General features: G+C 47.6%; 13 protein-coding genes. 7 read left to right on the top strand and 6 right to left on the bottom strand.

Annotation, left to right across the window (positions count from 1 at the left end; genetic code table 11):
• The first annotated feature begins 2 nt into the window (after positions 1 to 2).
• The 3 genes from VP472_RS17530 to VP472_RS17520 all read left to right on the top strand — a co-directional run bounded on the left by VP472_RS17530 (position 3) and on the right by VP472_RS17520 (position 2705).
• Positions 3 to 1151, top strand: coding sequence for a CapA family protein (locus VP472_RS17530; RefSeq protein WP_017418784.1), 1149 nt, complete (start codon positions 3 to 5; stop codon positions 1149 to 1151).
• A 7-nt stretch (positions 1152 to 1158) separates the two neighbouring features.
• Positions 1159 to 1320: an extrachromosomal elements maintenance protein EdmS gene (locus VP472_RS17525; protein WP_003151344.1), complete on the top strand. Its 162-nt coding sequence runs from the start codon at positions 1159 to 1161 to the stop codon at positions 1318 to 1320.
• Positions 1321 to 1469: 149 nt separating this feature from the next.
• Positions 1470 to 2705 carry a C40 family peptidase gene (locus VP472_RS17520; protein WP_043867480.1) on the top strand — a complete coding sequence of 412 codons (1236 nt, stop codon included), beginning with the start codon at positions 1470 to 1472 and terminating at the stop codon, positions 2703 to 2705.
• Positions 2706 to 2743: 38 nt separating this feature from the next.
• Here VP472_RS17520 and VP472_RS17515 read toward each other — a convergent pair whose 3' ends face one another.
• The 3 genes from VP472_RS17515 to VP472_RS17505 all read right to left on the bottom strand — a co-directional run bounded on the left by VP472_RS17515 (position 2744) and on the right by VP472_RS17505 (position 5573).
• The gene (locus tag VP472_RS17515) at positions 2744 to 3469 is read right to left on the bottom strand and encodes a sunset domain-containing protein (protein ID WP_060673948.1); all 726 of its coding nucleotides are present in this window, start codon (positions 3467 to 3469) and stop codon (positions 2744 to 2746) included.
• Between the two features lie 105 nt (positions 3470 to 3574).
• A complete protein-coding gene (locus VP472_RS17510; protein WP_146275660.1) occupies positions 3575 to 4432 on the bottom strand; it encodes a Cof-type HAD-IIB family hydrolase in 858 nt (285 codons plus the stop codon).
• Between the two features lie 154 nt (positions 4433 to 4586).
• Positions 4587 to 5573 carry an LCP family protein gene (locus tag VP472_RS17505; protein WP_003151348.1) on the bottom strand — a complete coding sequence of 329 codons (987 nt, stop codon included), beginning with the start codon at positions 5571 to 5573 and terminating at the stop codon, positions 4587 to 4589.
• A gap of 304 nt (positions 5574 to 5877) precedes the next feature.
• Here VP472_RS17505 and VP472_RS17500 point away from each other — a divergent pair, with 304 nt between their 5' ends.
• Together VP472_RS17500 and VP472_RS17495 are read left to right on the top strand one after the other, a co-directional pair.
• Entirely contained in the window at positions 5878 to 7254 is a 1377-nt protein-coding gene (locus tag VP472_RS17500) for a sugar porter family MFS transporter (RefSeq protein ID WP_025853557.1), read from the top strand.
• A gap of 93 nt (positions 7255 to 7347) precedes the next feature.
• Positions 7348 to 8760: a bifunctional glycosyltransferase family 2 protein/class I SAM-dependent methyltransferase gene (locus VP472_RS17495; RefSeq protein WP_079898229.1), complete on the top strand. Its 1413-nt coding sequence runs from the start codon at positions 7348 to 7350 to the stop codon at positions 8758 to 8760.
• Positions 8761 to 8763: 3 nt separating this feature from the next.
• On the opposite strand, the gene VP472_RS17490 is transcribed toward VP472_RS17495, so the two are convergent.
• From VP472_RS17490 to VP472_RS17480, 3 genes are read right to left on the bottom strand one after another with little or no spacing between them, the layout of a single operon-like run.
• Positions 8764 to 9894: a Ger(x)C family spore germination protein gene (locus VP472_RS17490; RefSeq protein WP_025853555.1), complete on the bottom strand. Its 1131-nt coding sequence runs from the start codon at positions 9892 to 9894 to the stop codon at positions 8764 to 8766.
• The gene (locus tag VP472_RS17485) at positions 9891 to 10997 is read right to left on the bottom strand and encodes a GerAB/ArcD/ProY family transporter (RefSeq protein ID WP_146275656.1); all 1107 of its coding nucleotides are present in this window, start codon (positions 10995 to 10997) and stop codon (positions 9891 to 9893) included. The genes VP472_RS17490 and VP472_RS17485 overlap by 4 nt, the downstream gene beginning before the upstream one ends.
• 5 nt (positions 10998 to 11002) lie before the next feature.
• The gene (locus VP472_RS17480) at positions 11003 to 12454 is read right to left on the bottom strand and encodes a spore germination protein GerBA (RefSeq protein WP_146275654.1); all 1452 of its coding nucleotides are present in this window, start codon (positions 12452 to 12454) and stop codon (positions 11003 to 11005) included.
• Between the two features lie 218 nt (positions 12455 to 12672).
• On the opposite strand from VP472_RS17480, the gene manA reads away from it, so the two are divergent.
• Both manA and VP472_RS17470 read left to right on the top strand, forming a co-directional pair.
• Positions 12673 to 13623, top strand: a complete 951-nt coding sequence (gene manA, locus VP472_RS17475; protein ID WP_101563122.1) for a mannose-6-phosphate isomerase, class I — start codon at positions 12673 to 12675, stop codon at positions 13621 to 13623.
• Between the two features lie 140 nt (positions 13624 to 13763).
• Complete coding sequence (locus VP472_RS17470) at positions 13764 to 16409, top strand: N-acetylglucosaminidase (RefSeq protein ID WP_146275652.1); 2646 nt, start codon at positions 13764 to 13766, stop codon at positions 16407 to 16409.
• Positions 16410 to 16420 lie beyond the last annotated feature (11 nt).

Raw genomic sequence — 16420 nt, 5'->3', positions numbered from 1 at the left:
CGATGAAAAAACAATTAAGCTTTCAAGAAAAACTGCTGAAGCTGACCAAACAGCAGAAAAAGAAGACCAATCTTCACGTTTTTATCGCGCTGCCGATCGTCTTTTGCCTGATGTTCGTCTGCATCCTGACAGGGAAGGCGGAAACGCCGAGTGTGAAAAGAAATGCCGATGACCTTGTATCAGCTTCATTCGTCGGAGATATTATGATGGGCCGGAATGTCGAGAAAGTGACAAAGCATAAAGGCACGGAGAGTGTCTTCCGTTACGCAAAGCCATTCTTCGAAGCATCCGACTATGTGTCGGGGAACTTTGAAAACCCGGTTACATATAAAAAGAACTACAAAGAAGCAGAAAAAAATATCCACCTTCAGTCAAACAAAGATGCCGTAAAAGTATTGAAGGACATGAATTTCACCGTTCTCACGGCAGCCAACAACCATGCGATGGATTACGGCCCTCAAGGAATGCGGGATACGGTTGAAGAGTTTTCAAAGCAAAATCTTGAACTTGTCGGAGCGGGCCTCACGCTGAAGGAAGCCGAGCAGAACATTTCTTATCAAGATGTAAACGGAATCAAAATCGCAACACTGGGTTTCACTGATGTTTCCGGAAAAGGTTTTGCAGCTAAACGAAATGCGCCGGGTGTGCTTCCGGCCGATCCAGAGCTGTTTATTCCGATGATTTCTAAAGCCAAAAAGAAAGCCGATCTTGTCATTGTTCAAACACACTGGGGACAGGAATACGATAATGATCCGAATGACAGACAGCGCCAATTGGCAAGAGCAATGTCAGATGCCGGAGCGGATATTATCGTCGGACACCATCCGCACGTGCTGGAACCGATCGAAATGTACCACGGCACCGTTATTTTCTACAGCCTGGGCAACTTCGTATTCGACCAGGGGTGGACAAGAACGAGAGACACGGCGCTTGTTCAATATCATCTGCAGAAAAACGGCACGGGACGCTTTGAAGTCACGCCGATGAACATTCATGAAGCAACGCCTGCACCGGTTAAAAAAGGCAGCATCAATCATAAAACGATCGTACGTGAACTGACGAAAGAATCGAATTTCAAGTGGAGCGTCAAGGATGGAAAATTAACGTTTGATGTGGATCACAGCGATATCTTAAAAAAGAAAGCGGAGTGAAAAACAAATGAAAATCATTAAAGCAGGATGGCCGTTTGCCGCGATCATTATGGTATTTATGTTTATGTCTGCGTTTAAATACAATGATCAGCTCACAGATCAGGAAAAACAAAAAATTGACACGGAAATGCAAAAAATTCAGCAAGAGGACACAGCGGGCGCAAAATAAGCTCATGATTCCGCTTGCCGGCATATTGTTTGTTCCGAATCCAGTAAAGAATGCCCATATCGGGCATTCTTTTTTTTGTGCTCTCCTAAACATTTGTTAAAAGTTACCGATGTAAAAACTACTAAAAATGAGGAGAGTGAATAGAAAACATGCTCACAAGCTGGAGGAAGTACATCCTTGCCGGCCTTATGATTTGTCTTGTGGCACCTGCAGTAACGAGAACGGAAATTGCCGAAGCGGATTCTCAAGTTTCTGTCCTGATCGTTTCAGACGCGCAAAAACTTGTCGGAAATAAATATGTTTACGGAGGCGAAGAGCCTGAGGACGGTTTTGACCCGTCCGGATTGATGCATTATCTTTTCAGCAGGCAGAACATCCATCTGCCGAGAACGGTCAGTGATCAATGGAAAGTCGGAGCCGCCGTCAAAGAAAATGACCTTTTACCGGGAGATCTTGTGTTTTTCAAAAAGTCAGATTCAACACAAAACGCGCCCGTACATGACGGTCTGTATATCGGAAACGGAGAGATGATACACAGTTCTCCGTCAGAAGGCGTAACCGTCACACGCTTTCAAAAAAGCAGTTATTGGATGAATTTATATCTTGGCGCAAAGCGGATGACAAAAGATCCGGAACTGGCTGATGATCCGATCGTTCAGGAGGCAGCCCGTTACCTCGACATTCCGTATGTATTCGGCGGAAGCACGCCCGAGGCGGGATTCGACTGTTCGGGTCTGGTCCAATATGTTTTTGAAAACAAGCTTCACATTTACCTGCCGAGATCTGCGGAACAGCAGTGGCTGGTCGGTGAGAAAATCAAGCTGAGCGACATAAAGCCCGGGGACGTGATTTATTTCAGCGATACGTATAAAAAAGGAATTTCCCATGCGGGCATTTATGCGGGAGAGGGAAGGTTCATCCAAGCAAGCCGCTCCGAAAAAGTCACCATTTCTTACTTGGCGGAAGATTATTGGAAAAAACATTTCACAGGGGTGCGCCGATTCAGCAATTTAGCCATTTCTAAAGACAATCCCGTTGTGTCCACAGCGGCCGATCATATCGGAATTTCTTATCTGAAAGGCGGCGCTTCACCGGAAACCGGCTTTGATACGGCGGGATTTGTTCAATACATCTATCAAAAAGCGAAAGGAATCAGCCTGCCGCGTTATGCCGACAAGCAGATGCAGGCGGGCGTTCCGGTCGATAAACAAGATCTGAAGCCCGGCGATCTGGTCTTCTTTAAAGCGGAAAGCCTGAATCCGGCCATTTATATCGGGAACGGACAAGTGATTCATGTCACCGTGTCCGCAGGCGTTACCATAACAAATATGAACACAAGCGCTTATTGGAAGGACAAATATGCGGGCGGCATCCGGCTTCCGTAAAAAAAGACGTCAGAGAGTGTCTCTGACGTCTTTTTCTTTTACCGTTTCGGCGCTCTGTATCCGGCCGCTACCGCATCCTCTACAGAACAGAACATTTCCGCGGGATCTGTCGTCCGGTCGTAGTATGTACTTCCCGGTGTGTGATAAATGCCGTTCCGGCTGCCTTTAATGTCGCATCCCTGTGAGGTGCCGGCTGCTTTCGTTTCGGCATGTCCGCCGGAGGAAGGGGCGTTGTTTTGCGCCGTTTCCGCATTTTCGGATATTTTTGTTTCTGCTTTCTGCCGCTTTAAAGTTTTATTTTCTGACTGAAGCGTTTCAGCGGTCTTTTCGAGCTTCTTTTGTGAATTTTTTAATTTCTCATTGTCTTGTTTGAGTGATTTGTTTGTTTTTTTCAGCTTGCTTATCTCTTGGCTGAGTTTGCTGAGTTTTTCTTCGTTGCCAGCTTCAGCTTCGGATTTCTCCTTTTCGGCCGCGGCACTGATGCTTTCATATTTTTTCTCAAGCGCCTGGTGTTCCTTCGTCAATTTTTGATAAGCGGTATCAAGGGTGCTGTATTTCTCCTCTGCCTTCACGGCCGAGGCGTCCGGCTCTGCGAGGGATGCACCGGTCAGAAGCAGGATAAATCCGCCGATGAGAAGAGGCCAAAACAGCTTTTTTGAAAAATGTTTTTCTTTTTTTGCCGCTTTGCATATGAGATGAAACATTCCGTATCCGACTGCGCAGAGAAAAGCTAAAAATCCTATAATAGCGATTGCATTCGACATCATGAAACTCCTTTTTTCTTTATCTTACAATTTATTTTCAATTTTGGAAATTTCTTTTTTAGGAAACGTGAAAAGCCAGGCCGTGAAAGACCTGGCTTTTACCTTTTATTGCCCGTTGTCGAGAAGCCGGTTGATGAAATATGCGACGCCGTTTTCATCGTTGCTTTTTGTAATATACGTGCTTTTTTCCTTCAGTTCATCAATCGCATTGCCCATGGCGATGCGGTTTCCCGCCGCTTCAAACATGGAGAAATCATTCGGGCTGTCGCCGATGGCGTAAATATCCTGTTTTTCAATTCCGTACAGTGAGGCAAGCTCCGTCAGAGCACGTCCCTTTCCGGAACCGGCAGGGAGGATTTCGATAATGTGTTTTCCGGAAGATGTCTGGGATAATTTCGGATGATGTGTAATTTCTTCTTTGGCGTTTCTCAGTTTTTCCATATCAAAAGAGAAACAAAGAAGCTTGTAAACATGTTCGTCTCCGTTAAAAATCGCCTGTATATCCTGTACGGGTTTAATGCCGAATTGTTTGAACTGCGTCTTTGCGCCCTCCCATAATGTCTGAATATCTTCCTTAGGATTGGCGCTTTTCAGAATGTCCAGTTCTGCCTGCAGTTTGGACTCGCCGTCAAACGGGGACAGCAGATGATCATCCGTATAGACCTCAAAGTAAATGTCTTTGTCCGTTAAATAAGCGGCGATATCCTTCCCGGCCTGCTGATCCATTAAGAGCCGGCTGACGAGGCGGTATCCTTTGTCATGGACTGTCCCGCCGTTTGCCGCAATAATCGGAATATCCAAATCCTTCAAGAGCGCTTTTACATCAAACGTGGCTCTGCCCGTGCAGATGGCCACGAGAATGCCCGCTTCATCCGCTCTTTGTAAAGCCGCTCTGTTTTCCGGAGAAATCACACTGTCCGAATTCAGTAATGTGCCGTCTAAGTCAATGGCTATCAATTTCATATGTATGGATGCCCTCCTTAAAAATAAAGCTGCTTCATGTAGTATGTTCAGCTTTGTGCGAAATCAGCAGAAAGCCGTCAGTTAAAAGGCTATACCTTCATGTCCTTTTTTTCAACAGAAAAACGGCGGGATTTGCTAATCCCACCGTGACATCTTACGCGTCTAAATCATTTTTTAATTTCGTTTTTACTTCTTGAAGGTTTTCCTCATTCAGCTTGAAGTAATAAATATTTTTGCCGTACTGAGGAGTGTAAATGTAGCTGTCTGAACCTGTCAGCTGCAAAGAATTCACCGATTTCAGGGATGTGATAAACGGGAACAGACCGATGGCGTCATTAAGAGATAAGTTCATTTTCAAGTTTTTCCCTAAGCTGTCGACGATATCGTCATACGATGGGATCGAGCTTAACGATTTAGATTTTTTAATAATGGCGCTCAGCACTTCCATCTGTCTTTGTCCGCGCATCAGATCGGTGTCCGCTTTGCGTGTTCTTACATAAGCCAGTGCCTGCTCACCGTCAAGCGTCTGGACGCCCGGCTTCAGCACGACTTTTCCTTTTGTATCGACTTTAATACGATCGGCAATTTTCTGGCTTTTCACATTTACCGTAACGCCGTTCAACTCATTGACGACATCGCGGAACGCGTCGAAGTTGCTCTCAACCACATAATCTACCGGAATATCAAACATGTTTTCTACTGTTTTATAAGTTAAATTATAACCGCCGTAAGCATGTGCGTGCGCGAATTTGTCATAGCCGTGACCCGGAATGTTGACATAGGAATCCCGCGGAATGCTGAGCATCGTCGCTGTTTTCTTTTTCCGGTTGAAGGTGACGAGCACATTGGCGTCACTTCTTGCGTCATCTACTGATTCGCCCTTATTGTCACGGGCGTCTATTCCTAAAAGCAATACGGTGAAAGAATCCTTCTTCGGGTCAAATTCTTTGATCCGTTTTACGGACTGGTCGCCGCGGTCAAGGCTGACGTGCGCTTCTTTGGTCGCATTATTCAATTTCACAAATGCGTAGGTGCCGACGGAACCGGCGATCACCAATAAGAAAGCGGCGAATACCAGTACAAATTTCACCCATTTTCTGAGGCGTCTTTTCTTTTTTCTGCGTTGAGATCGTTCTTCCATATCATTACCTCTCGTTTCTATTCTTTGTGAAGCGTACCATAATTGTTGACTTGGAGCAACTCTGCAAATGAGAAAATTCTAAATCTTTCTCTCTATTTCGACAACATCTACTGTTATTTTTGCATCAGGTTCACATTATATTGGACGGCAGGAAGCGGGAAATGTTTCGGCGCTTTGTAAAAAATAATCAGTAAAATAATGGATATTAACGGTGCGGAAGGTTTGAAACGATCGGAAACAGGCAAAAGAAGCAGTAGAACAATTCCGCGCGGATACAGCGTTGGATGAAGGGAGTCTATATAACATGAAAAGCATACACTCGAATAAATGGCTCTATTTTTTCGGCGCACTCGGCGGCGCGTTATACGGATATGATACCGGAGTCATTTCCGGAGCTATTTTGTTTATGAAAAAAGAACTGGGACTGAACGCCTTTACAGAAGGCCTCGTCGTCAGTTCGTTATTGGCGGGGGCGATTCTCGGATCGGGATTCGCCGGCAAACTGACCGACCGGTTCGGCAGACGGAAGGCCATCATGGGAGCGGCGCTGCTGTTTTGTATAGGCGGATTAGGAGTCGCTTTTGCCCCGAATACAGGGGTGATGGTTCTTTTCCGGATTATTCTCGGACTGGCTGTCGGAACATCTACAACGATCGTCCCGCTCTATTTATCGGAGCTGGCTCCGAAGCATAAACGGGGGGCGCTTTCTTCGCTGAATCAGCTGATGATTACGGTCGGAATCCTCGTTTCTTATATCGTGAACTATATATTTGCCGATGCAGGCGCTTGGCGCTGGATGCTTGGACTTGCGGTTGTCCCGTCAGTCATTCTGCTGATCGGAATCTTATTTATGCCGGAAAGCCCGCGCTGGCTGTTTACGATCGGCAAAGAAGAGAAAGCAAGAGAAATCCTTTCATCATTGCGGGGAACGAAGAATATTGATGATGAGATTGATCAGATGAAAGAAGCGGAAAAGGAAAACGAAGGCGGCTTGAAAGAATTGTTTGAGCCGTGGGTGAGACCCGCGCTGATTGCCGGCCTCGGACTTGCCTTTTTGCAGCAATTCATCGGGACAAATACAATTATTTATTACGCACCGAAAACATTTACCAGTGTCGGGTTCGGCAATTCCGCGTCTATATTGGGAACGGTCGGAATCGGCGCCGTCAATGTCATCATGACGCTTGCGGCTATTAAAGTCATTGATAAGATCGGCCGGAAGCCGCTGCTGCTGGCCGGAAATGCGGGCATGGTCATCAGTCTGCTCGTATTGGCCGCGGTCAATCTTTTCTTTGAACATTCAGCAGCCGCATCATGGACAACGGTGATTTGTTTAGGCCTGTTTATCATTGTGTTTGCGGTCAGCTGGGGGCCTGCCGTGTGGGTCATGCTTCCTGAATTATTCCCGCTGCATGTCCGGGGTATCGGGACGGGTGTCTCCACTTTGATGCTGCATGCCGGAACATTGATTGTCTCATTAACCTATCCGATGTTAATGGAAGCAGTCGGCATCAGCTATTTATTTCTCATTTATGCCGCGATCGGGATACTGGCATTCCTGTTCGTCCGGTTTAAAGTGACCGAGACGAAGGGGAAAAGCCTTGAAGAAATTGAGCAGGATCTGAAAAGCCGTAACGGAGGCTCGGGATCAGAATCAAATCGGCGGACAGTTCATCCGTAATATTCAGTTTTAGGGGGGCGGTTATTCACCGGCCCCTCAAAACGGATGCCGAGCGGGCGCCCGGTCACATAAATGACGGGGATATGTCATACGTTGTATAAAGTCACGATAAAGGCGGGGATGCCGGTGAAAACGAGTATTATTATCCTTACATATAATGAACTTGAGCTGACGAAAAAATGTCTGGCCAGCATTGAACGATACACCGACAAAGATAAGATTGAACTGATTATAGTTGACAACGGTTCCTCAGACGGAACGAGAGAATACATATCAAATCTGCCTGACGTCAAAGTTATCCTTAATGAAAAAAACCTCGGGTTCGCCAAGGGGTGCAACCAGGGAATCGAAGCGGCAGGGGGAGAAAATCTGCTGTTTCTGAACAACGATACGATGGTCACGAAAAATTGGCTCACCTCCATGCTGAGGGTGCTGTATCAATCTGAAAAAACCGGTATGGTCGGGCCCGTCAGCAACTATGTCAGCGGCGCGCAAATGATCCATGACGCGTATCAATCGCTTGATGAGCTGGAGTCATTCGCGGAGGCATATTGCGCACGGGAAAAGCATCATACAAAGCGGGTGCTGCGCCTTGTCGGCTTCTGTCTTCTGGTGAAAAGAAGCGTCATTGAAGACATCGGCCCGTTCGATGAGCAATTCGGATACGGTTCTTTTGAAGATGATGACCTATGTCTGCGCGCCCTGCAAAAAGGCTACAGCCTGCACATCGCTCTCGATGCCTTTGTGCATCACCACGGGCATGCGACGTTTACGGCTAATCAGGATATCAATATCAATCAGTTATATTCGGAGAACCGCCAGCGTTTTACGGAAAAATGGGGCACTGATTTTACGTACTTTACTCATCCGAGACCGGAAATTGCGGAGCTCGTTCCCCGGGAGGCGAAACGGATACTTGATGTCGGCTGCGGTGCGGGAGCTACGGGGCTGGAACTTCAAAACAGACAGCCTTGCGAACTGTACGGAATAGAACTGCACCCGCTGGCGGCGCAAGCGGCAAAAGGTCATTATGAAGCGGTGCTGCAGGAAGATGTCGAAAAAGTGAAGCTGCCTTATCCGGAAGGCTTTTTTGATTGCATCATTTTCGCGGACATCCTTGAGCACTTAAAAGACCCGTGGCGCGTCATTGAAACGTACTCATCCTATTTGTCGCCTGCCGGATCAATCGTTTGCAGCATTCCGAATATTTCCCACGCCGAAGCGCTGTTCCCGCTTCTGCTCGGTGACTGGACATACAGAGACGCCGGTATTCTCGACCGCACCCACTTGCGGTTTTTTACGCCGCAGACGGTGCACACGCTCTTTCCGGAAGAGACATTTGACGTGAAAAAGCAGTCCTATACGTATGTTCACGTGGATGAGCGGGTGCAGCTGTTTTTACAGGAAATCACACGAATGGCGCAATCGATGCAATTTCCGGTGACACAGCTGCCCGAACAAAGCCGGATTTATCAGATTCTCCTCCGTGTCGAAAAAACACGCTGAAGGCTACCGTCCCATCGTTCCGAAGTTGGTAATCTGAATGGAAACATCATAGTCAAAGGCCGCTTCGGAGAAGGTCTCATCCCAGCGGTGCTTCACTTTCTTCCAATAGTCGGGATATTGAATGCGGACTCTGTCAGAAAAGAAGACAGGGTCCGTTTCATATTGATTCTGCAGCTTATCGATGACTTCTTTCATATCGCTTTTCAGTTTTTTTTCGAAAATCTTTTCCAGCCCGTTTAAATAGTGCTGATCGAATGAATCTTCTCCGGCATATTGATCCTCTGACAAAAGGCCTTTTGTTTTCACCGCTACATGAAATGACAGCTTCCCGTTTTTCAGCAGGGGGGTGATGGAGGATGTTGATTTTTTGATCTCGAAGGTAATCGGGTGCCCCCCTTTATCCAAAGCGGGCAGCACGCCGCCCCGTATCGTCCCCGTCAGCCAATTCAGGCTCTGTACTTCGTATGATGACAGAAAGCCCGCCAATCTGTTTTGTTTTGCGTTTTTGATAATGGCCGCTCCGTCATACACCGTTTTTCCTTTTTGATTGCTGACGGCCTGAATGAGAAAACTGAGTTTATTATGGCAGTAAATCGAAGCTCTCCCGATTCGGAGCGGTTTTAAAATCTTCCCGTTGTAGCCGCCGTTGTTCGTAAGGTCGATCAGCTTTTCCGCGGGCATGGGCTGCTGCTGATTCGGCGTAGGCTCCGTCAGAATATCGGACGCTTTGCCTCTTGCCGCGAAGAGATAGCTGCTCCGCCTTAATTCATCATCGCGGATAAAATGATTCATCATCTGCAGTATATTTTGGTCGGCCAGCAATTTGTCGCTGAATATCAGCACTTTTAAATGATCGCTGTAAACGGGCGGATCTTTTAAAGCGACTTCACTGACGGCTTCAAGAATGGTATCCCCCCGCGACGTCACATTGACAAACACGGGCCGGCCGGAAGCCTGGCTGTTTTCACTTTGGGGCAGCAGGTTTTGATAGGTTAATTTATATCGGCGGTCACTCGTCTCGTCTATCGCCAGCCCCCGGGCGAAAGACAGCTTTTCGACTTCCTTCGCGTCCCAGCACCCTGAAAGCGTCATCAGTATGAAAAGCGCCGCCGCCCATTTTACGAAATGTGTCATGACGTCTGTTTCCTCCCGGCTATTTTTTTCATCCAGCTGACAAACCAGATGAGAAAAGGAATCATAATGACGGCAAAAAACGCATATCCGAGAATATTCGCAAATGCAAACACACTGTTGATATCATCGGGGTACATTGAAAGGCCGAATGTCACTGCCAATAAGCCCCCCAGCAGCCAGGCATTGTTTTTGTTTTTCAGTTTGAAAATGGTGTTTAATCCGAGATGCGCTCCTTTAAAAGAACCGAGCATACAGGTGAACTGCTGGCATGTCCACGTAATTAAAAGAAAGATATCAAACCTTTCGATGAAAATACCGCGGATTTCCAAGGCGTGAATCAGGGAAATGGTCGGATATGTCACCGTTTTGGCTTCAGCGATCGACATACAGCCGATTACGACAAGCAGCGTAAAGCTGTAAAATAAGCCTGCGCATGCGATGCCGAAGACGGCAGCCTTTTTCGCCTGCTTCGGATTTTTCATAAACGGCACCAGATAAAGAATCACCTCAAGTCCTGAAAAGTACAGAAGGGTCCGCGGAAACAGCTCAAAAAAGCTTTTGTAGCCCCCATCCAAGACCGGGCGGACGAAATCCAGCTTAAACAGTCTCAGGCTGAATATGAGCAGCACAATCAGAATGACGATCGCAATCGGAAAGAGATAAGCATAGAGTTTTGAAATGGGATACACCCCGCCGGTCACATGGTAGATGCCGACCGCCAGAAAGATGAATATAACGACACCCATCGGCGTATTTTTCAGTAAAAAGTAATTGATGACCTCACCGAGAAAACGGGCTTGAAAACAGACGGTGACGACAAAATAACAGCTGATGAATAAATTCAGAAGAGAACCGATGGCGCGTCCCATGATGCTTTGATTCAGCTCATAAATGGTTTCCTCGCTGTTTTTCTGCAAAAACGGCATAAAGAGCAGGACGATGCCGATAAACACGAGACTCTGCACAAGAATAATGATCCATCCGCTCGGACTGTCCGCTGCTGCGGCGGAGCGCGGCAGTGTTAACACGCCCGCTCCGATCATTGTTCCGCTTACCATGAGAAGTGTCTGCATAAACGACAGCTTGTCTTCCGGTTTTTTCATGGTGATCACCTTTGCTTGATTTTATCTTTCGTCTCTTTTCTGGTCGGCCGTTTTTTCAAAAGAGGCGTCGGCAGTCTGACAATCGTATCTTTTAAGTCCTGTCCCGGCTGCGCCATGATCGGAATAAGATAGTCCTGGCCGAAGCTTTTCAGGCGCATCAGATGGCCGACGACAAGCAGATAACACATGATCAGTCCGTATAAACCTAATATCGCCGACAAAATCATCGAAAAAATACGGATGAGTCTCAGCGGAAAATTGAACGCATAGGAGGGCGCCGTAAAAGAAGCCAATGCCGTAACGGATACGATAATGACCATCATCGCGCTGACGATGTTCGCCTGAACGGCGGCCTGCCCGATCACCACGCCCCCGATCAGGCCGATCGTCTGTCCGATCGGCTTCGGCAGCCTGAGTCCGGCTTCTCTGATCATCTCAATCGTAAAAATCATAATAAACGCTTCAACAAAAGGGGGAAACGGAACATTCAATCTGCTTCCGGCAATCGTCACCGCCATTCTCGTCGGTAAAAGCCCCGTGTGAAACGTAACGAGCGATATGTAAAGGCCGGGTAAATAAATCGTGATTAAAATGCATGTATACCGAAGCAGTCTGAGAAAGTTAACCGGAACCCACCGCTGATTATAATCGTCAGGTGAGTGGATAAATTCATCAATGGTAGCCGGCACCAAAAGGGTAAAAGGCGTTCCGTCTACAAGAATGGAGACCCTTCCTTCCAAAAGAGCGCCCATAACCCGGTCGGGCCGTTCGGTCGTCAAGACGGTCGGGAAAATGGAATACGTGTTATCTTCAATAAGCTGCTCGATCGTTCCTGATTCCGGAATGTCATCAATGGTGATCGAATCCAGTCTTTTCATCACTTCTTTTACAACCTCATCAGGCGCAATATCCCGAATGTAGGCAACGGCGATCCGCTTTTTTGTCCGTTCGCCGAGTGTGATCTCTTTGATCTGGAGGTTGGGATCACCGGACTGCTCGCGCAAAAGCGCCGTGTTCGTTCGGAGCTTTTCGACAAAACCTATCCTAGGCCCCCGTTCAAGCACTTCTGAAGCCGGTTCTTCAATATCACGCATTTTAAATGTTTCCGTTTCAAACGAAAGGGCTTCCTCCCATCCCTCCACCAGCAAAACCGATTTGCCGGAAAAAATGTCTGCCTCCGCGTCCTTAAGTGAAGAAAGCCGGGTGTGACGATAGCCGAAAGAGATGGATGACGGCGGTATTTCAGCCGGTTCCTCTTGATGCAGGGCGGCCGCCTGCACGGGCGAAATAATATATTCCGCAAGCAATTGATTCTCGGTCAGTCCGTCTATATATATAAGACAGGCGTCACATTTGCCGTTTCCGTACGTAAACGAATAAAACATCATGTCATCGCTTTGGCCGATCCGTTTTTTCAGCGCTTCAAGGTTTTTGCCGAGCTCCGCATGTATCGTCATAATGTTCCCCCCCTTTCCATCAGTTATTTTAATTTGCGACAAACAAGGCATTTTATTCTGGAATAGGAAATGACTGAGCATTCCGCCCCATCCGAATGGTATAATGAGCAGGTCAGCCATTTTATACATATTGTTTTTAACCGCGGCTCCCTCCGTGTTTTAAAAAAGACACAGGGGGAATGGGATATGAGCCGCTTTTTAAGGGGAGGGGAACGAACATGACGCAAGAGCCGATTTTTCTACAGCCTGTATGCAAAGAAAAAATATGGGGCGGCACGTTATTACGCGAACGATTCGGATATGACATACCTTCAGAAACAACCGGCGAATGCTGGGCGATATCAGCCCATCCGCACGGAATGAGCACGGTCAAAAGCGGTCCGTATCAAGGGAAAACCTTGATGGAACTGTGGGATCAGCATAGAGAGTTATTCGGCGGAACGGAAGGGGACCGGTTTCCGCTGCTGACGAAAATACTGGACGTCAAACATCATCTGTCCGTTAAAGTCCATCCTGACGATTATGACGCCGAGGAGCATGGACAGGGCGAAACGGGGAAATCTGAGTGCTGGTACATTATTGACTGTAAAGAAAATGCGGAAATCATATACGGTCATACGGCCCGTTCGAAAGCGGAACTTGTCACCATGATTAACAGCGGTGACTGGGAAGGCCTGCTGCGCCGCGTGAAGATCAAACCCGGCGATTTTTATTATGTGCCGAGCGGAACCATCCATGCCATTTGCGCTGGGGCGCTCGTGCTGGAAATACAGCAGAATTCAGACGCCGCCTACCGGATATATGATTACGGGCGTACAGATCAAAACGGCGGGGCGCGTGAGCTGCATATCCGCGATGCCGTCAACGCCGCCACTGTTCCTCATGTGGACGGATTTTTGGATGAATCAACTGAAACGAGAAAAGGCGTCACCATTAAAACCTTTGTGCAGGGAGAATATTTTTCTGTATACAAATGGGATATCAGCGGGACGGCGGAAATGACCCAGGACGCTCCGTTTATGCTGTGCAGCGTCACAGAAGGAAGCGGCTCCATCATCTTTGAAGGCAAGTCCGCCAAGCTTGAAAAAGGCGCGCATTTCATACTGCCGGATCAGATGCCTGACTTTACGATAAACGGAGATTGCACGATCATCGTTTCTCATATATAAAACCAAACTTAATCCCAGCTCTGGGATTAAGTTTTTTTTATTTGGATAATTGGATGATTTCTCTCTGTAAAAATGAAGAAAGCGGGCCGATAAATAAACTAGTTTGATAGAAACCAATTGAATCAGAAAGAGGAGAAGGAATGAAAAAGAGATTCGTTGCACCTATGTTATTGTCCGCCGTTTTCCTTGTCTTTAGCACCGTTACACAGCCCGCCGAGGCCGCATACAGCGACTACTCCGTTTACGAGCTGGAAACGAAGCAGCAATTTGCTTCTGAGAACGAGGCGCTTCAAGCGGCAGCGAAATTGAAAAAGGATACGGGGTGGCAGGCTGACGCAAAGAAAGCCGGAAATGCGCCGCTCACTTATCAAATCTCAGCTTCAGGCTTACACGATGAAACGGATGCGAAAACCGTGCTGAAAGATTTTACGAAGCAGACGGGCGTGGCCGGCACTTACAGCGCAAGCGGAAGCAAACAGCCTTACGTGACCGTCACATCAGGCGTTCTGTCAGACGAGCGGCAGACGAAAAATCTTCTTGCCGAACTGACGAAAAAAACGGGCGTGACCGGCGCCGTCAAGCCGGCGGGGACAAAACAGCCGTATATGCAGGTCGTGACTTCTGAGATGGCGGCCGATGCAGATGCAAAAGCGCTCTCGCAAGGGTTGACGAAGCAGACGGGCGTGAAAGCGTCATACCGTCAGATCAAACGGGAAGCAGCCCGGTTTCAGATCCAATCGGGAACAATCTCCGGCGATCAAAAAGCCGCTCAGATTCAAACTGATTTTCAAAAGGAAACAGGATTGCAGTCGTCGCTGAAAGTCACGGCAAAGGCCAGTCCGAATATCACCGTGACAGCCTCTGACATTTCAAATGCAACTGATGCGGCAGGTTTAGCGAAACAGCTGCAGCAGAAGACGGGCGTCAAAGGGAACGTTCAAAAGTATGCCCAAAGCAAAACAGCAACCGTGTATAATGTGCAGTCAGGATATTTTAACGGAGTAAGCGCCGTACAAAATGCTATCACCCAAATCAAGAAGAATACGGGTGTCAGCGGAAGCTATCAAAAAGCCGGCAAGAAAAATAATTACACGGTCGTGATGAGCGGACTGACGGCTAAGCAGCTGCAAAGCGTGCAAGCTTTCTTTAAAAAGAAAAAATGGCATTGCGACGCATCGCCTGTCAAAAAGACAGCATCAGTGTCCGTTTACCGGATCACGGCAGGGCAGCTTACCGCTGCAAAGGCAGATCAAACGGAGGCTTTTTTCCGCCAGCAGCATGTAAAGACGGCAAGAACAGCGGCGGGAAAAACAGCAGAAAACGAATATCAGCTGCTTTCTCAGCAGACGGCAGACCAGTCGAAGATAAAAAAAGGATTGAATCTGCTGGCGGGATATAAACTGACTGCCATTTCAAAAACGATATCCAAGCAGACGGACACAACGTACCAAGTCACAACCGAATCACTGCTTGATACGGCAAAGATCAATCAATCGCTGGATTTTTTCAAAGGGAAAAAAGTATCCGCCTCCGCACAGAAAACAGGTGAAGCGGCGTATACACAATTCAGAATTGAAACGGCACCGCTGCTTAAGAAGGAAGACATTGACCGCGTGACTGCTTTTTTCAAGCAAAACAAAGCGGCCGGCACTGTGAAGGAGACGGGGAAAACCGGCTCTGCACAGTACGTCATCAAAACCGAAAAATTCAGCAGTAAAACCGTTTTAAATAAAAGCATGAGCTTTTTCAGCGCCAAACAATTACAGGCCGGCTATACGAGTGAAAGCCATCCGGTTTATGAACTCCGCATTCGCGATCAATTCACGGGAGCGCAGTCAGCGGACGCCGCCTCCCAAAAGCTGAAAAAGCTGTACGGATGGACGATGGCTATTCTGAAAATAAAAAACGGACCGCAAATCATGAATACCAATTACAACATCTCGCTGGCAGATATGGTCAAAAAACAAATGACAGTCAGCCCGCAGACTGATGCCGCGGCTTATGCATCGCTTACGTACATCAATACGGCCTCCGGGACGGTCACAGCCGACGTCCTGAACGTCCGGTCAACCCCGGAAGTCAGCTCCGGCAATATTATCGGGCAGTTGAAAAAAGGCGATAAAGTCAGCATCACAGGCCAGACAAACGGCTGGGCCAAACTCAGCATGGGCTGGAGAAACGCCAGCAGTGACGAAGTCGGGCAGTACGTCAATCCGGCTCACTTCGCACAAGACAGCAAGTATTACTTTCAATTTCTGAAGCTCTCTCAGACAGCCGGACTGAACGCATCGGAACTGAATCAAAAAGTGCTGGTCAATAAAGGAATACTGACAGGAAAAGGCCAGGCCTTTATTACAGCCGCCGGCAAATACAGCATCAATGAAGTGTATTTGATTTCGCATGCTTTGCTTGAAACGGGCAATGGCACGTCAGAGCTTGCGAACGGCATTATGTATAATGGTAAAAAGGTTTACAATATGTACGGCATCGGGGCTTATGACAGCAACCCGAATTACTACGGCGCACAATACGCATATAAGCAAGGCTGGTTTACTCCGGAAGCCGCGATTATCGGCGGAGCCCAATTTATCGGTGCGTCTTATATTCACAATCCTTCATACGAGCAGGATACGCTGTATAAAATGAGATGGTCTCCAGCCGCGGCTCATCAGTATGCGACAGACATCGGCTGGGCGTATAAGCAGGTAAACCGCATGTACAGCTTATACTCACTGCTGGATGACTATACGCTTTACTATGATGTTCCCGTGTATATGAAAGTATAAAAAAAGGGCTG

Source organism: Bacillus sp. MT(2024) (genome assembly GCF_036362845.1).
In the GTDB taxonomy this organism is placed as follows: domain Bacteria; phylum Bacillota; class Bacilli; order Bacillales; family Bacillaceae; genus Bacillus; species Bacillus velezensis.
This window is presented reverse-complemented; position numbering and strand designations above follow the sequence as displayed.